Annotated in this window: 18 protein-coding genes and 2 pseudogenes; 8 read left to right on the top strand and 12 right to left on the bottom strand. The window is 50.0% G+C overall.

Features of this window, described 5'->3' with window-relative positions; genetic code table 11:
* Positions 1 to 21 precede the first annotated feature (21 nt).
* The 6 genes from NT140_01635 to glyS all read left to right on the top strand — a co-directional run bounded on the left by NT140_01635 (position 22) and on the right by glyS (position 7,777).
* On the top strand, positions 22 to 1,950 hold the full coding sequence (locus NT140_01635; GenBank protein MCX5830591.1) for a restriction endonuclease: 1,929 nt from the start codon (positions 22 to 24) through the stop codon (positions 1,948 to 1,950).
* Between the two features lie 204 nt (positions 1,951 to 2,154).
* Positions 2,155 to 3,669, top strand: a complete 1,515-nt coding sequence (locus NT140_01630; protein MCX5830590.1) for a caspase family protein — start codon at positions 2,155 to 2,157, stop codon at positions 3,667 to 3,669.
* A 120-nt stretch (positions 3,670 to 3,789) separates the two neighbouring features.
* Positions 3,790 to 4,233, top strand: a complete 444-nt coding sequence (locus NT140_01625; GenBank protein ID MCX5830589.1) for a PIN domain protein — start codon at positions 3,790 to 3,792, stop codon at positions 4,231 to 4,233.
* Complete coding sequence (locus NT140_01620; protein MCX5830588.1) at positions 4,230 to 4,457, top strand: hypothetical protein; 228 nt, start codon at positions 4,230 to 4,232, stop codon at positions 4,455 to 4,457. Before NT140_01625 ends, NT140_01620 begins: the two co-directional genes overlap by 4 nt.
* Positions 4,458 to 4,818: 361 nt before the next feature.
* On the top strand, positions 4,819 to 5,697 hold the full coding sequence (gene glyQ, locus NT140_01615) for a glycine--tRNA ligase subunit alpha (protein MCX5830587.1): 879 nt from the start codon (positions 4,819 to 4,821) through the stop codon (positions 5,695 to 5,697).
* A 10-nt stretch (positions 5,698 to 5,707) separates the two neighbouring features.
* Positions 5,708 to 7,777 (top strand): glycine--tRNA ligase subunit beta, encoded by a 2,070-nt coding sequence (gene glyS, locus NT140_01610; protein MCX5830586.1) that lies wholly within the window; start codon positions 5,708 to 5,710, stop codon positions 7,775 to 7,777.
* Positions 7,778 to 7,958: 181 nt separating this feature from the next.
* Here the strand turns inward: glyS and NT140_01605 are convergent, their stop codons facing one another.
* The 6 genes from NT140_01605 to NT140_01580 all read right to left on the bottom strand — a co-directional run bounded on the left by NT140_01605 (position 7,959) and on the right by NT140_01580 (position 12,067).
* A complete protein-coding gene (locus NT140_01605) occupies positions 7,959 to 8,891 on the bottom strand; it encodes a dihydroorotate dehydrogenase (GenBank protein MCX5830585.1) in 933 nt (310 codons plus the stop codon).
* Between the two features lie 132 nt (positions 8,892 to 9,023).
* On the bottom strand, positions 9,024 to 9,896 hold the full coding sequence (locus NT140_01600) for a dihydroorotate dehydrogenase electron transfer subunit (GenBank protein ID MCX5830584.1): 873 nt from the start codon (positions 9,894 to 9,896) through the stop codon (positions 9,024 to 9,026).
* A complete protein-coding gene (gene rimI / locus NT140_01595; GenBank protein MCX5830583.1) occupies positions 9,886 to 10,380 on the bottom strand; it encodes a ribosomal protein S18-alanine N-acetyltransferase in 495 nt (164 codons plus the stop codon). The genes NT140_01600 and rimI overlap by 11 nt, the downstream gene beginning before the upstream one ends.
* A 47-nt stretch (positions 10,381 to 10,427) precedes the next feature.
* Positions 10,428 to 11,123 carry a PTS sugar transporter subunit IIC gene (locus NT140_01590; protein ID MCX5830582.1) on the bottom strand — a complete coding sequence of 232 codons (696 nt, stop codon included), beginning with the start codon at positions 11,121 to 11,123 and terminating at the stop codon, positions 10,428 to 10,430.
* 6 nt (positions 11,124 to 11,129) lie between these two features.
* Positions 11,130 to 11,642, bottom strand: a complete 513-nt coding sequence (locus tag NT140_01585; GenBank protein MCX5830581.1) for a PTS sugar transporter subunit IIB — start codon at positions 11,640 to 11,642, stop codon at positions 11,130 to 11,132.
* 14 nt (positions 11,643 to 11,656) lie between these two features.
* Entirely contained in the window at positions 11,657 to 12,067 is a 411-nt protein-coding gene (locus tag NT140_01580) for a PTS fructose transporter subunit IIA (protein ID MCX5830580.1), read from the bottom strand.
* 208 nt (positions 12,068 to 12,275) lie between these two features.
* Here NT140_01580 and NT140_01575 point away from each other — a divergent pair, with 208 nt between their 5' ends.
* Together NT140_01575 and NT140_01570 are read left to right on the top strand one after the other, a co-directional pair.
* Positions 12,276 to 13,244, top strand: a complete 969-nt coding sequence (locus NT140_01575) for an MBL fold metallo-hydrolase (protein MCX5830579.1) — start codon at positions 12,276 to 12,278, stop codon at positions 13,242 to 13,244.
* Positions 13,245 to 13,259: 15 nt separating this feature from the next.
* A complete protein-coding gene (locus NT140_01570) occupies positions 13,260 to 14,108 on the top strand; it encodes an amidohydrolase family protein (GenBank protein ID MCX5830578.1) in 849 nt (282 codons plus the stop codon).
* A 58-nt stretch (positions 14,109 to 14,166) separates the two neighbouring features.
* Here NT140_01570 and NT140_01565 read toward each other — a convergent pair.
* The 6 genes and pseudogenes from NT140_01565 to NT140_01540 all read right to left on the bottom strand — a co-directional run bounded on the left by NT140_01565 (position 14,167) and on the right by NT140_01540 (position 18,567).
* Positions 14,167 to 14,259, bottom strand: a pseudogene (locus tag NT140_01565) (addiction module toxin RelE).
* Positions 14,260 to 14,328: 69 nt separating this feature from the next.
* A pseudogene (locus NT140_01560) lies at positions 14,329 to 14,406 on the bottom strand (transposase).
* A 194-nt stretch (positions 14,407 to 14,600) separates the two neighbouring features.
* On the bottom strand, positions 14,601 to 15,230 hold the full coding sequence (locus tag NT140_01555; GenBank protein ID MCX5830577.1) for a PIN domain-containing protein: 630 nt from the start codon (positions 15,228 to 15,230) through the stop codon (positions 14,601 to 14,603).
* The gene (locus tag NT140_01550; GenBank protein MCX5830576.1) at positions 15,230 to 15,580 is read right to left on the bottom strand and encodes an STAS-like domain-containing protein; all 351 of its coding nucleotides are present in this window, start codon (positions 15,578 to 15,580) and stop codon (positions 15,230 to 15,232) included. The genes NT140_01555 and NT140_01550 overlap by 1 nt, the downstream gene beginning before the upstream one ends.
* 15 nt (positions 15,581 to 15,595) lie before the next feature.
* Complete coding sequence (locus tag NT140_01545) at positions 15,596 to 16,486, bottom strand: ATP-binding protein (protein MCX5830575.1); 891 nt, start codon at positions 16,484 to 16,486, stop codon at positions 15,596 to 15,598.
* Positions 16,487 to 16,488: 2 nt separating this feature from the next.
* A complete protein-coding gene (locus NT140_01540; GenBank protein MCX5830574.1) occupies positions 16,489 to 18,567 on the bottom strand; it encodes an N-6 DNA methylase in 2,079 nt (692 codons plus the stop codon).
* Between the last annotated feature and the right edge of the window lie 19 nt (positions 18,568 to 18,586).

Here is an 18,586-nt window from a genome sequence, read left to right as displayed (position 1 = left end):
TGGTATGCGGAGGTTTAAGCCATGGATGAAAAAACTAAGACAACAGCGAATAGTTTATCTGCTGTGCCAATGAAAGAGAATTTTGAAAACCTTCACTACAGTGATACCAGATGTGCTGGGTGGAGCGATCCTTGGGTAGCTAAAATAGGCCATCTCGGCCTTGGGACTTCCTGTGAGATAAGGGACATGGAGAAGGAACGGCGTGACAATAAAGTTGCTGCCCAATTCAAAAAGTGGGATGAGCAGTGGGTTAAAATTGGTCACAAGAATAAATCGCAAGCTAACAAGGTAGCGAATTTAAACATTGCAGAAGAACGAACACGAGATGCGCAAGAAAAACTAAAACAAATTGATAACTTGCTAATTTGCGCGATTGAGAATGATAACGGGTCAATCTGGGATTCACTTAAAGACACGAAAGAATTTGAAGTTCCGAATCCAAAATATTCTTTGAATAGAAGACTTAGCAGAATGGCACCACCAGCACCACCAGCTTTTAGAGAGCTACCCCAAAAGCCGGAAAAAGGAGTTTACAAACCAACACAGCCTGAAGAAATTCGAAACTGGAGAGGTGTGCTGATTCCAAGCCAGATTATTATACAAGATGAATCTTATTTTATACAAGATAAAGCACGTTATCAAGAAGCAATAACCGCTTGGTATCAAGAAGCAATAACCGCTTGGCAAAAATCAGTTGATGAAACAAATTCTTTTAACTCTAATCTTAAAGAGCAATACGAAAAAAAACTAAAAGAGTGTGAAGAAGAAAACCAGACAGTTAATGAACGTATTAATGAACGCATTGACGCGCTCGAAAAAGATTGGGAAAGGGAGAAGGAAGCATACAACAACAATCAAAAGGAGTTTAACGACAAAATTGAGAAACTCAAAGAAAGTTACTTTCACAAAAACACAGATGCAATAATTCAATATTGCGAAATGATACTAAATAGCTCTAAATATCCAGATACATTCCTAAATAATTTTGAATTAGAGTACAATCCAGAGAATAAGATATTAATTATTGAATATGAATTGCCCTCGTTAGAACGTTTTCCTAAAGAAAAAGAAGTAAAATACATTGCATCAAACAATGAGTTAAAGGAATATCATATTTCTGAGTCCCAATTTAATAAAATGTTTGATGACGCCACATATAAAATCACACTCCGATCATTACACGAAATATTTGAAGCTGATGCAGTTGAGGCTATTGATGCAATTTCATTCAACGGATGGGTTAAGTCCATTAATAAAGCGAGTGGGAATGAAGAGACTAACTGTATTCTGACCATACAGGTAAAGAAGAACGAGTTTTTAAAAATTAATTTATCCAATGTTGATCCTAAAGCTTGTTTCAAATATCTAAAGGGTGTTGCCAGTAGCAAACTAAGCAGCTTGACTCCAGTTCAACCGATTTTACAGATGAGCAGGGTGGATAAACGATTTGTGGATGGATATAATGTTACGAATGGGATTGATAATACTACAAATCTCGCCGCCATGGATTGGGAGGATTTTGAACATTTGATCCGAGAATTGTTTGAACAGGAATTTCAAGTAAATGGCGGTGAAGTAAAAGTAACTCAAGCAAGTAGAGATGGCGGGGTTGATGCTATTGCATTTGATCCAGACCCTATTCGTGGTGGTAAAATAGTCATTCAAGCCAAGCGATATACCAATACAGTGAGTGTTTCGGCTGTTCGTGATTTATATGGCACAGTATTAAATGAAGGAGCAACAAAAGGCATACTGGTATCAACAGCAGATTATGGCCCCGATGCTTATGAGTTTGCAAAGGGCAAGCCGATTACATTATTAAGCGGTTCAAATTTATTGCATCTATTAGAAAAGCATGGTCACCATGCAAAGATTGATTTAAGAGATGCTAAGAGAATTTTAGCGGAAAAAGATAAACTAACCTCATCGTCAAGCAGGCAGAGGGGATGACATGGACCATGCAGACACTCCCAATACTGTTCAGCATCGATATTGCCGCCCCCATGTTGTCGTTAAGCCGCTGAGGGGAGGACTATTGGTGTGTTGCCCACCCGACGCAGATGACACCAAACACCCGACAAGGCGCACCACCGGATCGTCCCCAATACGGGCCTCCCGGCGAGCTTTCCGTTGGGACAATAAAAAGGAGATCATATGAAACTGGCTGTCATAATTGGAGTGTCCGAATATCAGTACGACGACTTCGAAAATCTGGATGCCTGCAAGAACGATGCAGAGCTGTTTAAAAACGTGCTTTCTGACGTGGCCAAGATAGATGATGTTCTTTTTATTAATAAAGGCGAAAAAGCTTACGAAACGAAAAAAAAGTTAGCAGATTTTGTATCAAAGCATAAAACGGAAAAGGTCGACGAACTTCTTTTCTATTTTAGTGGTCATGGTGGAAGATACGAAGAGGACTTTTTCTATATCTTTCCGGACTTCAAGGAGGCCAAAAAGGAGTCAACTGGACTAAGAAACTCTGAGTTAGACGGACTGGTTCGAACATTAAAGCCAAAACTCTTTGTTAAAATTGTAGACGCCTGCTTCAGCGGGACGCAATATATAAAAGCAGAATCGGATACCAAAAAGGAGCTGGAAAAATCCGCTAAGGACAATCAACTAAATGACATTTATTTCATGTTTTCTTCAAGAGACGATCAGCCGTCACTCGCTGGCCATGAATACAGCAAGTTTACTGAGAGCTTATTCACAGGTTTGTTGGATCATACCGGAGAAATTCGTTATCGTGACATAGCAGCATATATAGCCGATGACTGCAATGCGCACAGTTTCCCAAAACCGATTTTCATTTCGCAAGCCGATCTTATTGAAATATTTGGTTTCATTACTGATAACACTCACAAATTAATACTGAAGGCTTTCGGACTGGAAGAAAAACCCGACGAAAAAGAATCCGGAATACCACCTGAAGCAAAAGAAAGTGAAAATATTTTGTTAGAGCTTGTGAGACGTAAGGCGGATTCTGAATATTGCGATGAGGAAACAGTGATAAAAAGGCTGGCTTTATTAAGGGACAAATTTCAGGAACAAAACTGGCCTAAGGATATTGTAAGCATTTTTGAAATTGGTGTCTTGTCAAATGTCGCTCCAAATCCAATTCCAAATTCACAGCGAATTGGTGTTTGGTTGAACGAAAACAGAGGGAAAGAGTTCTTCGCGACACCCACATATAAAGAAGAGTCTTTTGAGTTAGAGGAATACAAACCATTGCCGAAGAAGCCAATAAGATCTGCTATAGAGGCTGCAAAAATGGCCGCCTACTCAAATATTTATGGCGGCACCGATAACACGGAATATCAACTAGAGACAATATGGAAAACCCGTATGATTGTTGATGGATTTTCTTACACTTTCCAGAATGAGAACAATATACTAAAAATTTCTCTTGAGCCAAAACACACATCCGTCAAACCACTAGTCCTTTTTATTGTCTGCATTTATTCCAGGGTTGAGTTATCAGTTCAGTATTCCTACGAATTTATTAAATTTACAAACTGGGATACCAGAGCTCATCCAAAATGTGAAAATTGGAAAGTAAAAACATTGAAAATGAAAGACGAGGCTAATATGGCAGTAGTAACAGATGAGATTATCAATGAAGTATCGGTATGGGCGGTAACTGAGATAACAAAAACCTTACAAACATAGTTTCAACCAAGCACAACGCCGATGAAACCGGCGTGCGGGAACAGCGGGACACTTTCCGTATTTCGCGAACGGCAATCGGGGATAATGAGAAATAAAAGATAATACAGGAGGGTGGATCCGATGAAAATCTATCTTGACAATTGCTGCTTTAACCGTCCCTACGATGAGCAAGTATACGAAACGATTCGCCTCGAAGCAGAAGCAAAGCTTTTTGTGCAGGAAAAAATTCATAATGGAACTATCGGACTTGTGTGGTCATTTATGCTGGATTTCGAAAATAATGCAAATCCGTATAATAATCAGAAAGAATCAATTGCCGAATGGAAACAAATTTCCTGTGAAAATGTAGCAGCCGAAATTGCCGTTTTAGAGCGTGCAAGGGATGTTGCCGCGATATATCGAGTTAAGCCAAAAGATGCGATTCATGTCGCGAGTGCAATCTTCGCTCACTGTGATTACTTTCTTACTACGGACAGACAGTTGCTAAAAAAAGTATCTTCCTTAAAAGAAATAAGAACCATTAATCCTATTGATTTCATACAAATATTGGAGGGAAAACTATGAGGGCAGACACGATGATCCGCACGGAAGGCATGAAAGCGCTTCGCAACCATCTTGGAGTAGTTGAGGCGGAAAAATTTATCACACTGATTCGGCGCGATAATTTCGATTACACTGAGTGGCAGAGAGATTTGTGGCCTGATAAGAGTGTTGAGGAAATATTTGCGGCGGCAAAAGAATTTTCCAATTATAACCCCCATACCCGGCGCGGACACAACGAAGGATGAAAATGGGATGGTTGCAATAACGTTATGGGATCACCGACGAAGAAATAGCGTTCATCTAACAGCACCCTGTAGCGCCTGATCACGAAAGCAGAGAATCTACCCTGTGCTAAATAAAATGACAGCCTGGAATCAAGCAGTGAACATCTTCGATTCCTTCATCTTCTGAATTTCATTGCGCAATAGTCAAGGCATTTCCGCAAAGTCACGCACCGGGTGAGATGGCTTGACCATTTAGGAGACGTCTTTCTTGACAGGCGATTTGCCCCATGTTACGAAGCCCGGAAATGACGCTCTCGCAAAAAGTCTCATCCTTCGACGGGCTCAGGATGAGCGTTAAAATGGAATACTTGAGGAGGAATAAGTGACCTTTCAGGAATTGATCTTCGCTTTGCAGGGATACTGGGCCAGCCAGGGTTGTGTCATCGAGCAGCCCTACGATATGGAAGTGGGGGCCGGCACCTTTCATCCCGCCACTTTTCTGCGCGCCCTGGGGCCGGAACCGTGGCGAGGGGCCTTCGTGCAGCCTTCTCGGCGACCCACGGACGGCCGTTATGGCGAAAACCCGAACCGGCTCCAGCACTACTACCAGTATCAGGTGATCATCAAGCCTTCGCCTTTGAACATTCAGGAGCTTTATCTGGATTCTTTGCGGAGTTTCGGCATTGACCCGCTCGATCACGATATCCGTTTCGTCGAGGATGACTGGGAATCTCCCACGCTGGGCGCCTGGGGGCTGGGATGGGAAGTCTGGCTCGACGGCATGGAAATCTCTCAGTTCACCTACTTTCAGCAGGTCGGCGGCTTTGATCTCAAACCCGTCAGCGCTGAACTTACCTATGGAATCGAGCGCATTGCCATGTACATCCAGGGCATTGACAACGTTTACGATCTGCAATGGAACGACCAGGTCACCTACGGGGATGTCCACCACCAGGGCGAGGTGGAATTTTCCATCCACAACTTTGAGAAGGCGGACGTGGAGACCTTGAGAAAACTCTTCGAGATGTATGAAAAAGAGGGCGTCAGCCTAATTTCCCAGGGGTTGGTGCTGCCGGCCTATGACTACTGTCTCAAGTGTTCGCATGCCTTCAACCTTTTGAACGCCCGCGGCGCCATCAGTGTCGCGGAGCGCACCAGCTATATCGGCCGGGTGAGGAACATTGCCCGTCTGAGCGCCGAGGCATACCTTAAACAGCGGGAAGCCCTGGGTTATCCCCTGCTGAAAAAAGACCAGAAATGAGGAATAGTTAATGGGCAAGGAACTACTGCTGGAGATCGGCACGGAAGAAATACCAGCCGCTTTCTTACCCCAGGCCAGACGCGACCTGGAGGAGATGATCCGTAAGGAATTAGCGGCCCAAGTGATCCCGCACGGCGCGATAATCACCATGGCGACGCCACGGCGGCTTTTTCTCTGCGTCGCCGAGGTCGCGGAAAAACAGTCGGAGCGGATCATAGAAAAGCTGGGACCAGCTAAAAGAGCCGCCTTTGATGCCCAGGGCAATCCCACTCCCGCTGCCCAAGGCTTTGCCCGCGGCCAGGGAGTGGAAATTTCCGCGCTGGAAACCATTGTCACCGAAAAAGGGGAATACCTGGTCAGCCGGAAGAAGATTACCGGCGCCGAGACCAAAACCCTGCTCCCGCAAATCATCCCGGCCCTCATCGCTGCCCTGCCCTTCCGGAAATCCATGCGCTGGGCGGATTTTGAGCTGCGCTTCGCCCGGCCGATTCACTGGCTGCTGGCCCTCTATGGCGGGGAAACAATCCCCTTTGCATTGGAAAATATCCAAAGCGGCAACCTCTCTTACGGTCATCGCTTCCTGAGTCCGGCGCCGTTTAAGGTCAGCAGTCTCGCCGACTATCTCACCGGCACGCGGGAAAATTTCGTAATCGCCGATCCGGAGGAACGCCGCAGAATTATCCTGGCGGACGCGGAGAAAGAGGCGCAATCACTGGGCGGGAAGGTTTTCTACGATCAGGACCTGCTGGATACGATAACCTATATCGTGGAATATCCGACCGTGATCAGCGGCAGTTTTGACGTCGCCTACCTCGCTTTGCCCAAGGAGGTCCTCATCACCTCCATGATGACGCAGCAAAAATATTTCCCGCTGACCGATGGACAGGGAAACCTGCTTAATCATTTTCTGACCGTCAGCAATACAAGGCCGCGCGACGTGGCCGTCGTAAGGCGGGGCAACGAAAAGGTAATCCGCGCCCGCCTCTCGGACGCCCGGTTCTTCTTTGAGGAAGACGGTAAAATCCCCCTCGAAGAACGTCTGGAAAACTTGCACGGCATGATCTTCCATACCTTGCTGGGCACGGTCTATGAAAAGGTCATGCGCTTCCGGAGCCTCGCCGGGGAGCTCGCCTTGCTGCTCAACCCCGCTCTGAAAGATAGGGTTTTACGCGTGGCGACGCTGGCCAAGGCAGACCTCAGCACGCAGATGGTCGGCGAATTCCCGGAGCTGCAGGGCGTTATGGGACGGGAATATGCCCTGCTGGCGGGCGAAGATCCGCTGGTGGCCAAGGGAATTTACGAACATTATCTGCCGGTCAGCGCCACGGGCGCTCTGCCCGAAACGGAGGAAGGCGCCCTGGCGAGCATCGCCGACAAGATGGTCTCCATTACGGGTTTTTTCGGCGTCAATCTGATCCCGACCGGGACGGCCGATCCCTATGCCCTGCGCCGCCAGTCCCTCGGCATCATCAACATTATCCTGGCCAGGAAATACCCGCTGCCGCTGGACGTGCTGATTGATAAAAGTCTTCTCATCTGGGGGGAAAGGTTGAAGAGACCGGCGGACGAGATTAAAGCCGATATTCTGGCTTTTTTCCAGTCCCGCTTTGCCAACCAGCTCATCTCGCAGGGTCGCCCCTACGATGTGGTGGACTCCGTTCTTTCCATAGATGCCACCGACCTGGTTAAATCACTCAATAAAATAGAAGCCTTGGCAACTCTCAAAGACGATGCCGGTTTTGAACCCCTGGCCAGCGCCTTTAAGAGGGTCGGCAACATCATCAAAGACTTTCCAGGCGGGACCGTTGATCCGGGACTATTTGAGAGCGAAGCGGAACAGAACCTGTATAACGTCTATCTGGAGATAAAAGAAAAGGTGGCCTTGTTGATCGAAAGCGGGGATTACCTTGCCGCATTGCGGGAAATCGCCCGTCTGCGGCAGCCCGTGGATAATTTTTTTGACGCCGTCCTCGTGATGGCGGAAGATGAAAAAATACGGTTCAACAGACTCTCTCTGCTGGCGGCAATTTCCTCCATCTTCCGCCAGATTGCCGATTTTTCCCGGATTGTGACGCCTTAGTAATGACGGTCTCGCAAAAGTCGAAAATACCCAAGAATTGTCATTCCAGTGCTCTTTTCAGTCCTCGCTTGACGGGGGAACACCGGAATCCAGAAATTTCAATGCGTTACAAGCGCGCTGGACACCGGTTTTCACCGGTGTGACGACTTTTGGCGAGGTCGTCAGTAATGACGGTTTCTTCTCAATCTACTTGCAGTGTCCCGATGAGATCGCCGATATCGGCGAGGCGATGCCTGGCGAGGTATGCCTCTATCCCGTCCAGAATATCCATCACGGCGGAGGGGTTGACAAAATTGGCCGTTCCTACTTGCACCGCCCTGGCCCCCACGATCAGAAACTCCATCACGTCGCTTGCCGTCGTTATTCCCCCGATGCCGATCACGGGAATGGAAACCCGCTTGACCACCTGCCAGACCATCCTTAACGCGATCGGCTTGATGGCGGGTCCCGACAGACCGCCCGTGATATTTTTCAGATGGGGCGTCCGGCGCTCCGCATCCACGGACATCCCCGTTATGGTGTTGATGAGCGACAGGGCATCAGCGCCGGCCGCCTCGACAGCTTCGGCAATCAGGGCAATATCGGTTACGTTGGGCGTCAGCTTGACGATCAGCGGCAGAGCGGTGACCTCTTTGACTTTACGCGTCACCTCCGCTGCCAAATCGGGGTCCGCGCCAAAGGCCACCCCTCCTTTTTTCACATTCGGGCAGGAAATGTTGAGCTCCAGGGCGCAAACCCCCTCCGCCCGGTCCAGTAGCGCCGCCACTTGCTGATATTCCGCCACCGTTTCTCCAAAGATATTGGCGATGACGGGGACATCAAAATCCCGCAAAAAGGGAAGTTTCTCGGCGATAAAAACCTTTACCCCCACATTTTCCAGACCGATGGCGTTCAACATACCGCCCGTCGTCTCCATAATCCGGGGCGGGGGATTGCCGGCCCGGGGCGAAAGAGACAAGCCCTTGACAATCAGGGCGCCCAACTGGTTGAGATCCACGAAGGGCGCATACTCGGCGCCATAGCCAAAAGTACCGGAAGCGGTCAGCAGGGGATTTTTGAAATGGAGCGGCCCGACATCTACGCCCATTTGCGGTTTCAGAGTTAATTCATGCATGATCTTCCCACGTAACTTGTTTAGGTGTTCGGTGCGTTAATAACGCACCCTACATTTAGTAAGTTAGAAATTATTTTCTGCGTTTTTCTCGCAAAAATAATTTCGTAAACTTACTTATCCCGTTTATCGGGGTCAGGTCTGCCAGCCCACGTCCCGGATGTTGAAGACGGGACCGTCCTTGCATACCCTTTGATAGGTCATTTGCCCGGCCTGATCTTTGCGGGCCACGGCGCAACCCAGACAGGCGCCCAAACCGCAGGCCATACGTTCCTCCATGGACACCTGACAAAAAAAGTCTCCGTCCGGAATAATTTTCGCCAGCGCTTTCAACATGGCCGCCGGCCCGCAGGCATAGATGGCGGCGTCAGCGGGATTATAAAAAGCCAGCTCCCGACGGAAAAGTTCAATGACGTTGCCATGGTAACCGCAACTGCCATCGTCGGTGCTGATCCTGACATCCTCGCAGCAAACCTCTATTTTTTTCAATTCCACCAAGGAATCCGCCGTGGCCGCTCCGATGTAACAGATGATTCTGGGGACACCTTGCAAAAAAAGGTGTCCCCATTCCCCGCCGTGGCTTGGATCACGTTGGATCAAATCCAGATATTGCTGAATCAGAAAGGCAAGCGGCGCGAGCCCCATCCCGCCGGCAACGATAAGGATGTTTTTTCTGGCGGGTATCAAGGTAAATCCCTTACCCAGCGGCCCCATAATGCTGACGGCCGCATCGCCCAACAGGGACGAAAGCAACCTGGTCCCCCGGCCGGCAACTTTATAAAGAATTCCCAGGACGGCATGATCTTCCGGCCGCGTGAAGGCGTGAATGCTGAAAGGCCTGCGCAACAGGGGATCATGGCCATCTCCCACCTTGATCATGACAAACTGGCCTGGAGCAGGCGTGGGGAAAGTATCCGGCAACCGGAAGGATATCAGGAATATTCCGGGCGCCACTTCCCTGTTCATCATGACGCGGCCGATCATCACGGTCGGTTCATTATCGGTCATACAGCTTCTCCTCCAGCCCTTTCTCAAGGTCCGCCCACATGATCAAGGCATCCTCCTTAGTATCATCATAGTATAAAGGCCGTATGCCCCGCACCTCAAAACCGAAGCGCTCATACAACCGCCTGGCCGGCTCATTGGCAGACCGGACCTCGAGGGTGGCATACCGGGCTCCCTCCTGATGCGCCAGCCCGATCATTGCCCTTAACAGCTCGGCGGCGACTCCTTTTCTCTGCTGGTCCTTCCGGACGGCAATACGGTGGAGATTAATTTCACCGGCAATGACCCAGAAATTCAGGTAACCGGCAATCAGCTCGCCGCCGATCCGTGCCGTGAGGTTCCGCGCCAGGGGAAGCAACAGTTCCTGGCGAAGCATATTTTCCGTCCAGGGCGCAGAAAAAACCGCCCGTTCGATGGCCAGCACCTCTTTCACATCTGCCGCCGCCATGGCGCTGGTTACGAGCATCTCCGGATCATATGCTGACATATTCCTGCCTGTACAGACGCCTCTTTTTCGACCGTCTGATATTTCCGTCAAAACACATGAATCAGTTCCCATAACAGGGAGATGGAGAGAAAAATGGCGCAAAACACAGGTATCGCCCCCTTCAGATTGATCGTATTCAAGCCGGCGGCCACACCGAGCAGGGGGAGAGCAATAAAGATCAGAGAAAGCGCATTGACAACGGCCATCGGCAGCAAAGGAAAGATATACAAAAGCAAGTTTACGCCGCAGAAGAGGGAAACCATGATTAAAGCTAAATAGGCCAAAAAATGCTTCGCCAAACCTGACAGGTGTTTGCGAAAGATCCCCCCTATATCGGCCCGCTTTGCATCCTGCAGGGCGCCGTCATAGAGGGCGTCATTGGATTTGACGATAAAACTATCCACACGTTGGGCCGCATAGCCGCAGGGGATGAACAGGAGCACGGAAAAGGCGATCAGTTCCCGTGAGACATGGCCTAAATTCTGACCGGCCAGGATAGAAGCAGAAGCCACCAGGAAGGCGACCAGAAAATCATTGGGTGGGACAATGGTACCGATAGGCAACCTGTCAATCCAGAAAAGCTCGAGCAAGGCCCCGGCCTGCAACCCCGTGTAGGGATCGCCGAGCATGAATCCGGCCAGAGGGGCGGCAACTATGGGACGGGAGATCATGAATTGCGCCCCTGCCCTGTCCAGCGACAGGATGCCTCCCAACAGGGAAAGAAGGATAATTTTTATCGCCATGGAGAATTACCTGCATTTCAGACATAACGACTTGGGCATAATGTCCCGCGCATCCACCGGCTCCTCCTGAGGTACCCGCTGCAGTTCCACCCGAACACCGTCAGCATCCATCAGGTTCAGGACGCATTGCATATCATTGTTATCAAGGAATATACATGATGAACAGCGGACTCCCTCTCCCTCGCCATGCTCATGATGGACATTGCCCAGGTTGAGCTTTTTAAATTTGAACCCGGCGCTAAAGGCTTTACAGGCATCGGCAATGGTAGAGAAGAGCACGATGGCTTTCTTGCCCTGCCCGGTGGCGTAAGTGAAATCCCGGGCAAAGTCCTGCACCCCGCTGATAATTACTTCTATATCCCGCGGGACCGCCATCCTGATGACTGTTTCCCGGAAAAAATCGTCGGCCACCTCATCATTAACAACCATAATGCAGGAGGCTTGGGTGAAGGGCAGCCAGGCTTCTAAAATCTGACCGTGAATCAGCCGATTATCTACTCTGACAAGCGTTATGTCCATAGATATCAATAACTTTAAACCGCCAACTTCTTATTTAATATCTCACTGGCCAGATAGATGTTCTTCATGCCGTAATCTCTGACATGGACGGCATAATCATGCAGAGTGGCGCCCTCCCGCATCTCCGAGAGCTTCAGCAACATGGGGAGGTTGACTCCCGTTACCACCTCCACTTTGCCCGGTTTCAGGAAGGAAAGGGCGATATTGGACGGTGTCCCGCCGAAAAGATCGGTCAAAATCAGTACGCCTTGCCCCTGATCCAGTTTTTTAATCGCGCTTCCGATTTCCTTCTTTAACTCCTCCACTCCCTTTGTCTGATCCATAGACAACTGGAGAACGCCTTTAATATTTCCTTTTATCAATTCAACAGCTTTTAATAATTCACCTCCCAGGTTGCCATGGGCTGTTATGAGTACGCCGATCATGTTCCTCCCCCCTCTCGTAACGACGTTTGCTTCGTCGCATCAATTTAAATATGTGCCGCACAAACTAATTGAAGGTCTATTAATTGTCAAGGTTTTATGTTTGGTGCGTGTTCCCCAATTCCGATTCTACTGGACAAAGAGGCATGTAAATGGAATAAGACTGCGGACGGATTTAAAAGGGTTGCTTGCGAGAGGATGATTCTGAACCTTGATAGAAGAAATTGTGAATGATTTTTACATGATTACACTGCCCATGCCCTTTCGGCTACAGCATGTGCATGTTTTTCTCCTGTGTCATGGTGACCAGGCGGCCTTGTTCGACACAGGTCTGGATACGCCGGAAAATTTGTTGACTCTCGAGACCGCCCTGCGGAGAATCGGGAAAAAGGTACAGGATATCGTTCAGGTTTTTATCACGCACCACCATTTTGATCATTGCGGCATGGCCGGCCGGATCAAGAAAATGTCGGGTGCGGAAATCCATATGTCCGAGTTAAGTCAGCCCTTTACTATCCGGAGTGATAGGGAGATTCAGCTTGTCAAAGATCTCTGCATCAGGCATGGCCTTCCCCAGGACGCCACCAAAGGCATCTTAAACCTGCTTTTAAGTACCCGGGAGGAGATTGCCGGTCCTTTTCACATTGATCGCTACTTGCAGCCTCATGAACTCCAGAGTTTCGGCAAATGGGAATTTCAGGCCATACCAACACCGGGACACACCCGTGATCACGTGTCATTTTATTTTCCACAGGAACAGGTTCTGCTTGCTGGTGATCATGTCCTGCCGGAAATTACCCCCAACCTTAGCCCTGATGTCTTTGCACCTGATTTTAAACCCTTGAGCAGCTTTTTGGCATCTCTCGAACTGCTTCGAGAGTTTCCCGCAACCAGAGTCTATCCTGCCCATGGCAGACCTTTTGCCAATTTGCAGGCCAGGATCAGCGAGCTTTTTGACCACCATGAGATCCGGAAAGAATTGGCCTTAAAATCAGTAAAGACGGGGCCGAAGACTACCTTCCAGGTTTCGCAGGATATTTTTGGCAGCTCCCTGCCGGAATTTGATCAATTTCTGGCGCTCCACGAGACTTACGTGCATCTGGTCGAACTGGTCAGCACCGGGGACATCTGCGAGATAAAAAATGAGAGTCGTATTTTATATGCCCCGGTTGGCGAATAAGTCTTGAGGCAGAAAATGGAAAAGATAATTGACATCCACATCCATGTAGGTCACAGATTTGAATGGACTGACAAGGCCAAGGCCCTCTGGATGGACACGGGGCCTTATGTGCCCAGTCTCTTTGACGGTGACGGGCGCCAACTGCCTGAACCCTATGGCGACGTTATCAAGGACGAGGGCGTCGTGGGCGGCATTCTTATCCCGGAATACTCGCCGGGAACCGCCGGCGTCATGCCCTTCGAGCGGGCGGCTGAAATTAATGCCTTCCACCCGGAGCTTATCCCCATCGCCAATCTGAATCCCCATTACCAGGAAGATCTGTCCGGAGCTTTTGCCGAACAACTGGCCGGGGGGGCGCGCGGGCTCAAGATACATTCGGTCCACGGGATGTTTTTCGCCAATGACCGCCGCCTCTACCCCATCTATGAACAATGCGCCCAGGCCGGACTGCCTGTTTTATTCCATGCCGGGACAAGCGTCTTCAAAGGCGCCAAGATGAGGTATGCCGATCCCTACACCTTTGACGACATCATCAGCGATTTTCCCGATCTCAAAGTAGTGCTTTGTCATGGCGGTCGAGGATTCTGGTATGAGATCGCGGAATATCTTGCCCGGACGTTCAGAAATGTCTATATTGATGTCTCAGGACTGCCGCCCCAGAATCTTCTGCAGTACTTTCCAAAATTTAAGCGGTTTCCGGAAAAATTCCTTTTCGGTTCCGATTTCCCCGGGGTCCCGGGGATAAGGAGTAATTTCGATGCGATCAGCCGGCTCATCAATGACCCGGATATTATGCAACTGATTGGTTTCCAGAACGCCTATGACCTCTTCGGCTTCTGGAAAGAAGGGTCAGGAAGAGATTAGAAATTTCATAGATCCAACCCTACCGGGCGATGAAGACCGCAGCATAGGACGCAGGGGTCACTACATATCTCATCAACTCCAGCAGGTAGGCATCCTTTTCCACCATAATCGCCCGATAGCGGCCCTGAAAAACGTGACCAACGCGACAATGGGAACTTCTGAATATGATCCAGCGCAACGGGATTGAGGATATTCTTTAGACAAAAGGAGACACTAATAATGTATCCTGCCGTCTATTGCCTCTTTGTGTAATATGATGCGGCATCAGCGGAGCTACTATTCTTGCTATTCTTGCCATGTATAATCATTATAAGTTTTTAGCTTCCTATGTAAATAATTAAGTGTACTTTCCCCGGAATTCCCCCAGCGATGACCTCACGGTAATCGTTGCAGGTGACATGCCGCTCCACAATCGGCAGCGCCCGCTAATTGATCATCACGACGGCATCGTCCTGCCAGAAGATTGTCCTAATCAAATTATTCATTCCTTCATCACGGGGCATTGTTGATTCTCATCAATAGTTTGTCTTGCGCACGGGCCGCAAGCAGAATATTCCGATTTGCGGTAAATACCTCTATCCCGGAAACCGTCGCGAAATCTCCGTCATCGGTGATGATCTTGACCAAACCATTATTCTTCATGGTTTCAAGAATGAAAAGATCATAGCCGTCCAGCTTCTCTGTCCGAAAACGATCCAGAGAGGCATCCGTTGTCTTCTCGTCCACGGTCAAGACAAGAGGTGAAGAGAGGGATTTCACCTGCCCCCATGCAGCCTCCACATCAGATGCCACACGGGAACGCTCGCCGGGCAGATTGTGCCGGTATTCCTTGGTTTTGATATCACCAGTCGTTTTAATATAGATTTCGCGCCCCGTTTTTTCAATCAGGTGAGATAGTTCAGCCAGGGAAAGGCCCGAGTGGCAAATCTTCGCTCCCGCGGCCAACACGCGATTGACGAAGGCCGGATAATCTGACAACTGGCCCGGAAATGCGCCAGTGGCGGCGTTCGGATAGGTCATCCAATACCAGACATTCGTGTCAACGAAGAAGACGTCCTTTGAGTTCGGAGAATCTGCTTTGATGTCCACCACCGCCGCCTGGATGGCATAGCTGATTGCCATTATGCCGACTCCTGGGCCTGTTGCTGGAGAATGGAATCCACGATGTTTCGATAATCCACATTGGCGTGATACCGTCCGGCGTTGTCTATGACCCGCTCGACCACCAGCTTTCCGGTCGGATCGAGATTTTCAATCTGCAGCAGTCTGCGCAGGTCCTCTTCACTGATATCCTTCAATAACTGACCGATAGCAAAATTGAAAAAAGGCGATGCAAACTGCGACACCTCCGTAAAATCAAGCGTCACGGTCTCACCTCTTTGCAGAAGGGGATAGATTGAGTCATAAACCTTCTGACCGTCTTCCCGGATGATACAACGCGGGCCGATCATCTCTTTAATAGTCATTTTCATCGTCGGTTCTCCTTTTCAAAACGGCGGCTCGGCATCCGCTTCATCCGCAAAGCGATAAAGGGCCTCATCGCATCTCAATGTAATGTGAAAAACGGTCCCTTCAAAGGAAACAGGCCTATTCTCAAAACGTTCGCCGTTTTGATCAATTACCACATATCCTTCGTTGCTGTAAACCTCCAGTTTTCCCTGATTCAGGCGTATGAACTCCTTGAGAAGGTCCAGACCGAGCCCGCGTGCGAAATCCGCCTTGGCAGTGCTGTTCCCCCGCTGAAAAGCCCATCGCAGGCAACCGGCGGCCGTCAATTGTCCGGCGCGAGAATCGCTGCTCAGGTAATTGCGGACCTTGGCCGGGATTCCCTGCCCGAAATCCACGACGGACAGACACAGCTCGTTTTGCTGTGGAAAATGCTGGCCGCAGGAGAAAACGCCGATCTCCGATCCGCTGTGTTCAAAGGCGTTGTTGTAGATTTCCCACATGCGGCCGACAATGGCGTCCCGCAAGCGCGGGCTCACCTGCACCCAGCCGCGTCCAAGCCAATAATCGGTCAGATAGTCCATGATCGCGTTGACGTCCTGGAACCTGTCCTCACGATATGGGATGGAATGGCCTGTCCACCCGGAATATGGTTGACCGAACATTTCGGCAAAGCCGTTCTGGCGTAGATTCATCTTGATCGCACTGTCGCGCAGGGTATCCCAGTCGAAGATCGCGGTTCCCTGGCGAGATGCAATCAACCGGGCCAATCCGCCGAGAAACGCCACGGCATTCGGGCGGAGGAAATGACAACGGGAAAAATCGAAACGCACCTCCTCGAAATAGTCGTTCGCCTGGTTCCAAATGGAAAAGACCCTCTCGAAATCGGCCGGCAAATCGTTGATTGTCGGGATCTGGACCACCTTGGCCACGGCTACAGTTCCCCCCGGAAGGCTTTGGCCAGAAGGGCCGCTTTGAATTGCTTATCTATTTGTTCCTCTGTTTGGATTCTTAAATGACGAACTTCATCAGCTCGGAAGATCAATTTTTCGATCCTCTCTACAATTCGGCGTTGTTCGCCTAAATTTGCGGGGAATGCTATTTCTTCCTCTTTGAGCAGTTTGAAATGTCTACTATATCCAAGGTTATGCAACGGTATGAACTTGAGCCAATAGTAGAGATATCTGATGTCTAATTTACTTTCATTTCGTGGACGCAGCAAAACTACTCCATCTGCGCCAACAGCGAATTCAAAGTCGATAAATTTGACATTCTTTGTATGGTCACCAAAGACGACTACTGGGTATGGTCCCTGAAATTTGCATCCAATATTGTCAGTATAACCGACGATTATTGTCTGTCCCTGATCAACAATAGGGAGAATCCCTGAATCCTGATATTCTGCTGTTTTTAACTTCCTGCCTCTGGTTTGAAAACGATTTACCGCCTCAGCAAAAGGTTCGCTTAGCCAATCTTGAGTATAACCACCATCGCTCATGCCTTCCAGACAATCGCGCATTTCCTGAACCAATTGCATGATGCTTTCTTCCTTGGCAACAACAGAAGAGAGGATCTCCTCGGGTTCGAGATGCTCAACTGTTTCAGTCTCGATCAGGCCTAAGTCTGTTAGTGTCATTTTAAAGCCGTTGTCAATGATCTTCTGAGCTGGCACCAGCCAAGCACGTCCCTCCTCAGTCTCGCGTCCGGGCCACATTCGGAGCAGATCCAGAAAATCGTTTCGGTACTGGGGGCCGAATTTCCGCGCCCTGGACAGGGACGAACCGTCTCCGTCCACCTTGAAGAACCAGACGTTCTGGGTTGGGCGGCCGGTGTTCCTGAAGATCATGAAACAGGTGGGGTTGGGGGTGTAGGGTTCGAACATCCCCTTGGGAAGAACAACCAATGCCTGGAGATCGAACTCCTTGAGCAGCCGCTCCTTGACGGTCAGATGGCTGCCCGTGTTGCCGAAGAGGATACCGTTGGGAAAGATGATCCCCGCCGTGCCGCCCTGCCGCAGGCTCCGCAGGGCGTGGGCGAGGAACAGGACGTATTTGTCGCCTTTTTCGATGCGAAGCGACCTTTTGGCGTCGCCGCGCGAACCGGAGAAGGGCGGGTTCTCCAGGATGCAGTCAAACTGGATTTCGTCCCATTTGTCCTCGCTGCCGCAAATGGAATCCCGCTGGACGATGGGCGACTCGTCGAATCCGTGGAGCACGGCGTTCATGGCGGCCATACGGAGGATGTCCTGGTCGCCGTCGAAGCTGTGAAACGTCCCCTTCTGCAGAAAATCCCACTGGGCGCGGCTCAATCGGTCGCCGATGCCGATCCGGCGCGGCAGGCCGTCGGGGCCGATCTTTTCACGGATGAATTCCGGACCGGTGTTGGCCAGAAGGATATGCTCATAGGCGGCAATGGGAAAGCCATCGCTCCCGCAGGCCGGATCGCAGATCGTTTGGCCGATCCGGGGATCAACCATCTGGACAATCACACGGATCAGGTGGCGGGGCGTCCGGAACTGGGCCGCCTTCTTCTGACCGCCCAACTCGCTGGCGAGATATTCAAACAGATCCCCCTTCACGTCGGCGTCGATGCCGAGGAAGGAGATGGGGGCGATGATGTCCACCGCCCGACGCAGGGCCGCACCGGAAGGGATCACGACCGCGGCGTTGCGGAAAACGGCTCGGGCCCCCAGGGAAAGTTTAGGGTGGCGGGCCAACAGCGGTAGGGTGTCGCGCAGGGTGCGCAACATGCGTTCGTTGTCGGGATCCGACGCCAGAACGCTCCAGCGCAGAGAATCAAAGTCCAACTCCTCGCCTTCGCTTTCATATCTGCCGAACAGGGAGCGATGGTTGCCGTTTCCAGCCTCCTTCTGTTCATGATCCATCTCCTCGATCATCTTGAGAAAGAGGAGATAGGAGATCTGTGTCACGTAGGTGATGGGGTTGGTGACGTTGTTGTCCCACATCACCTTGCAGAGGGCCTTGAGCGTGTTCTGTATTTGGGCGCTGTCCATGCGATCGTTTCTTCTTTCT

Source organism: Deltaproteobacteria bacterium, assembly GCA_026388415.1.
GTDB lineage: Bacteria > Desulfobacterota > Syntrophia > Syntrophales > JACQWR01 > JAPLJV01.
The sequence above is the reverse complement of the archived record's forward strand: the minus strand, read 5'-3'. Positions and strand labels throughout refer to the sequence as shown.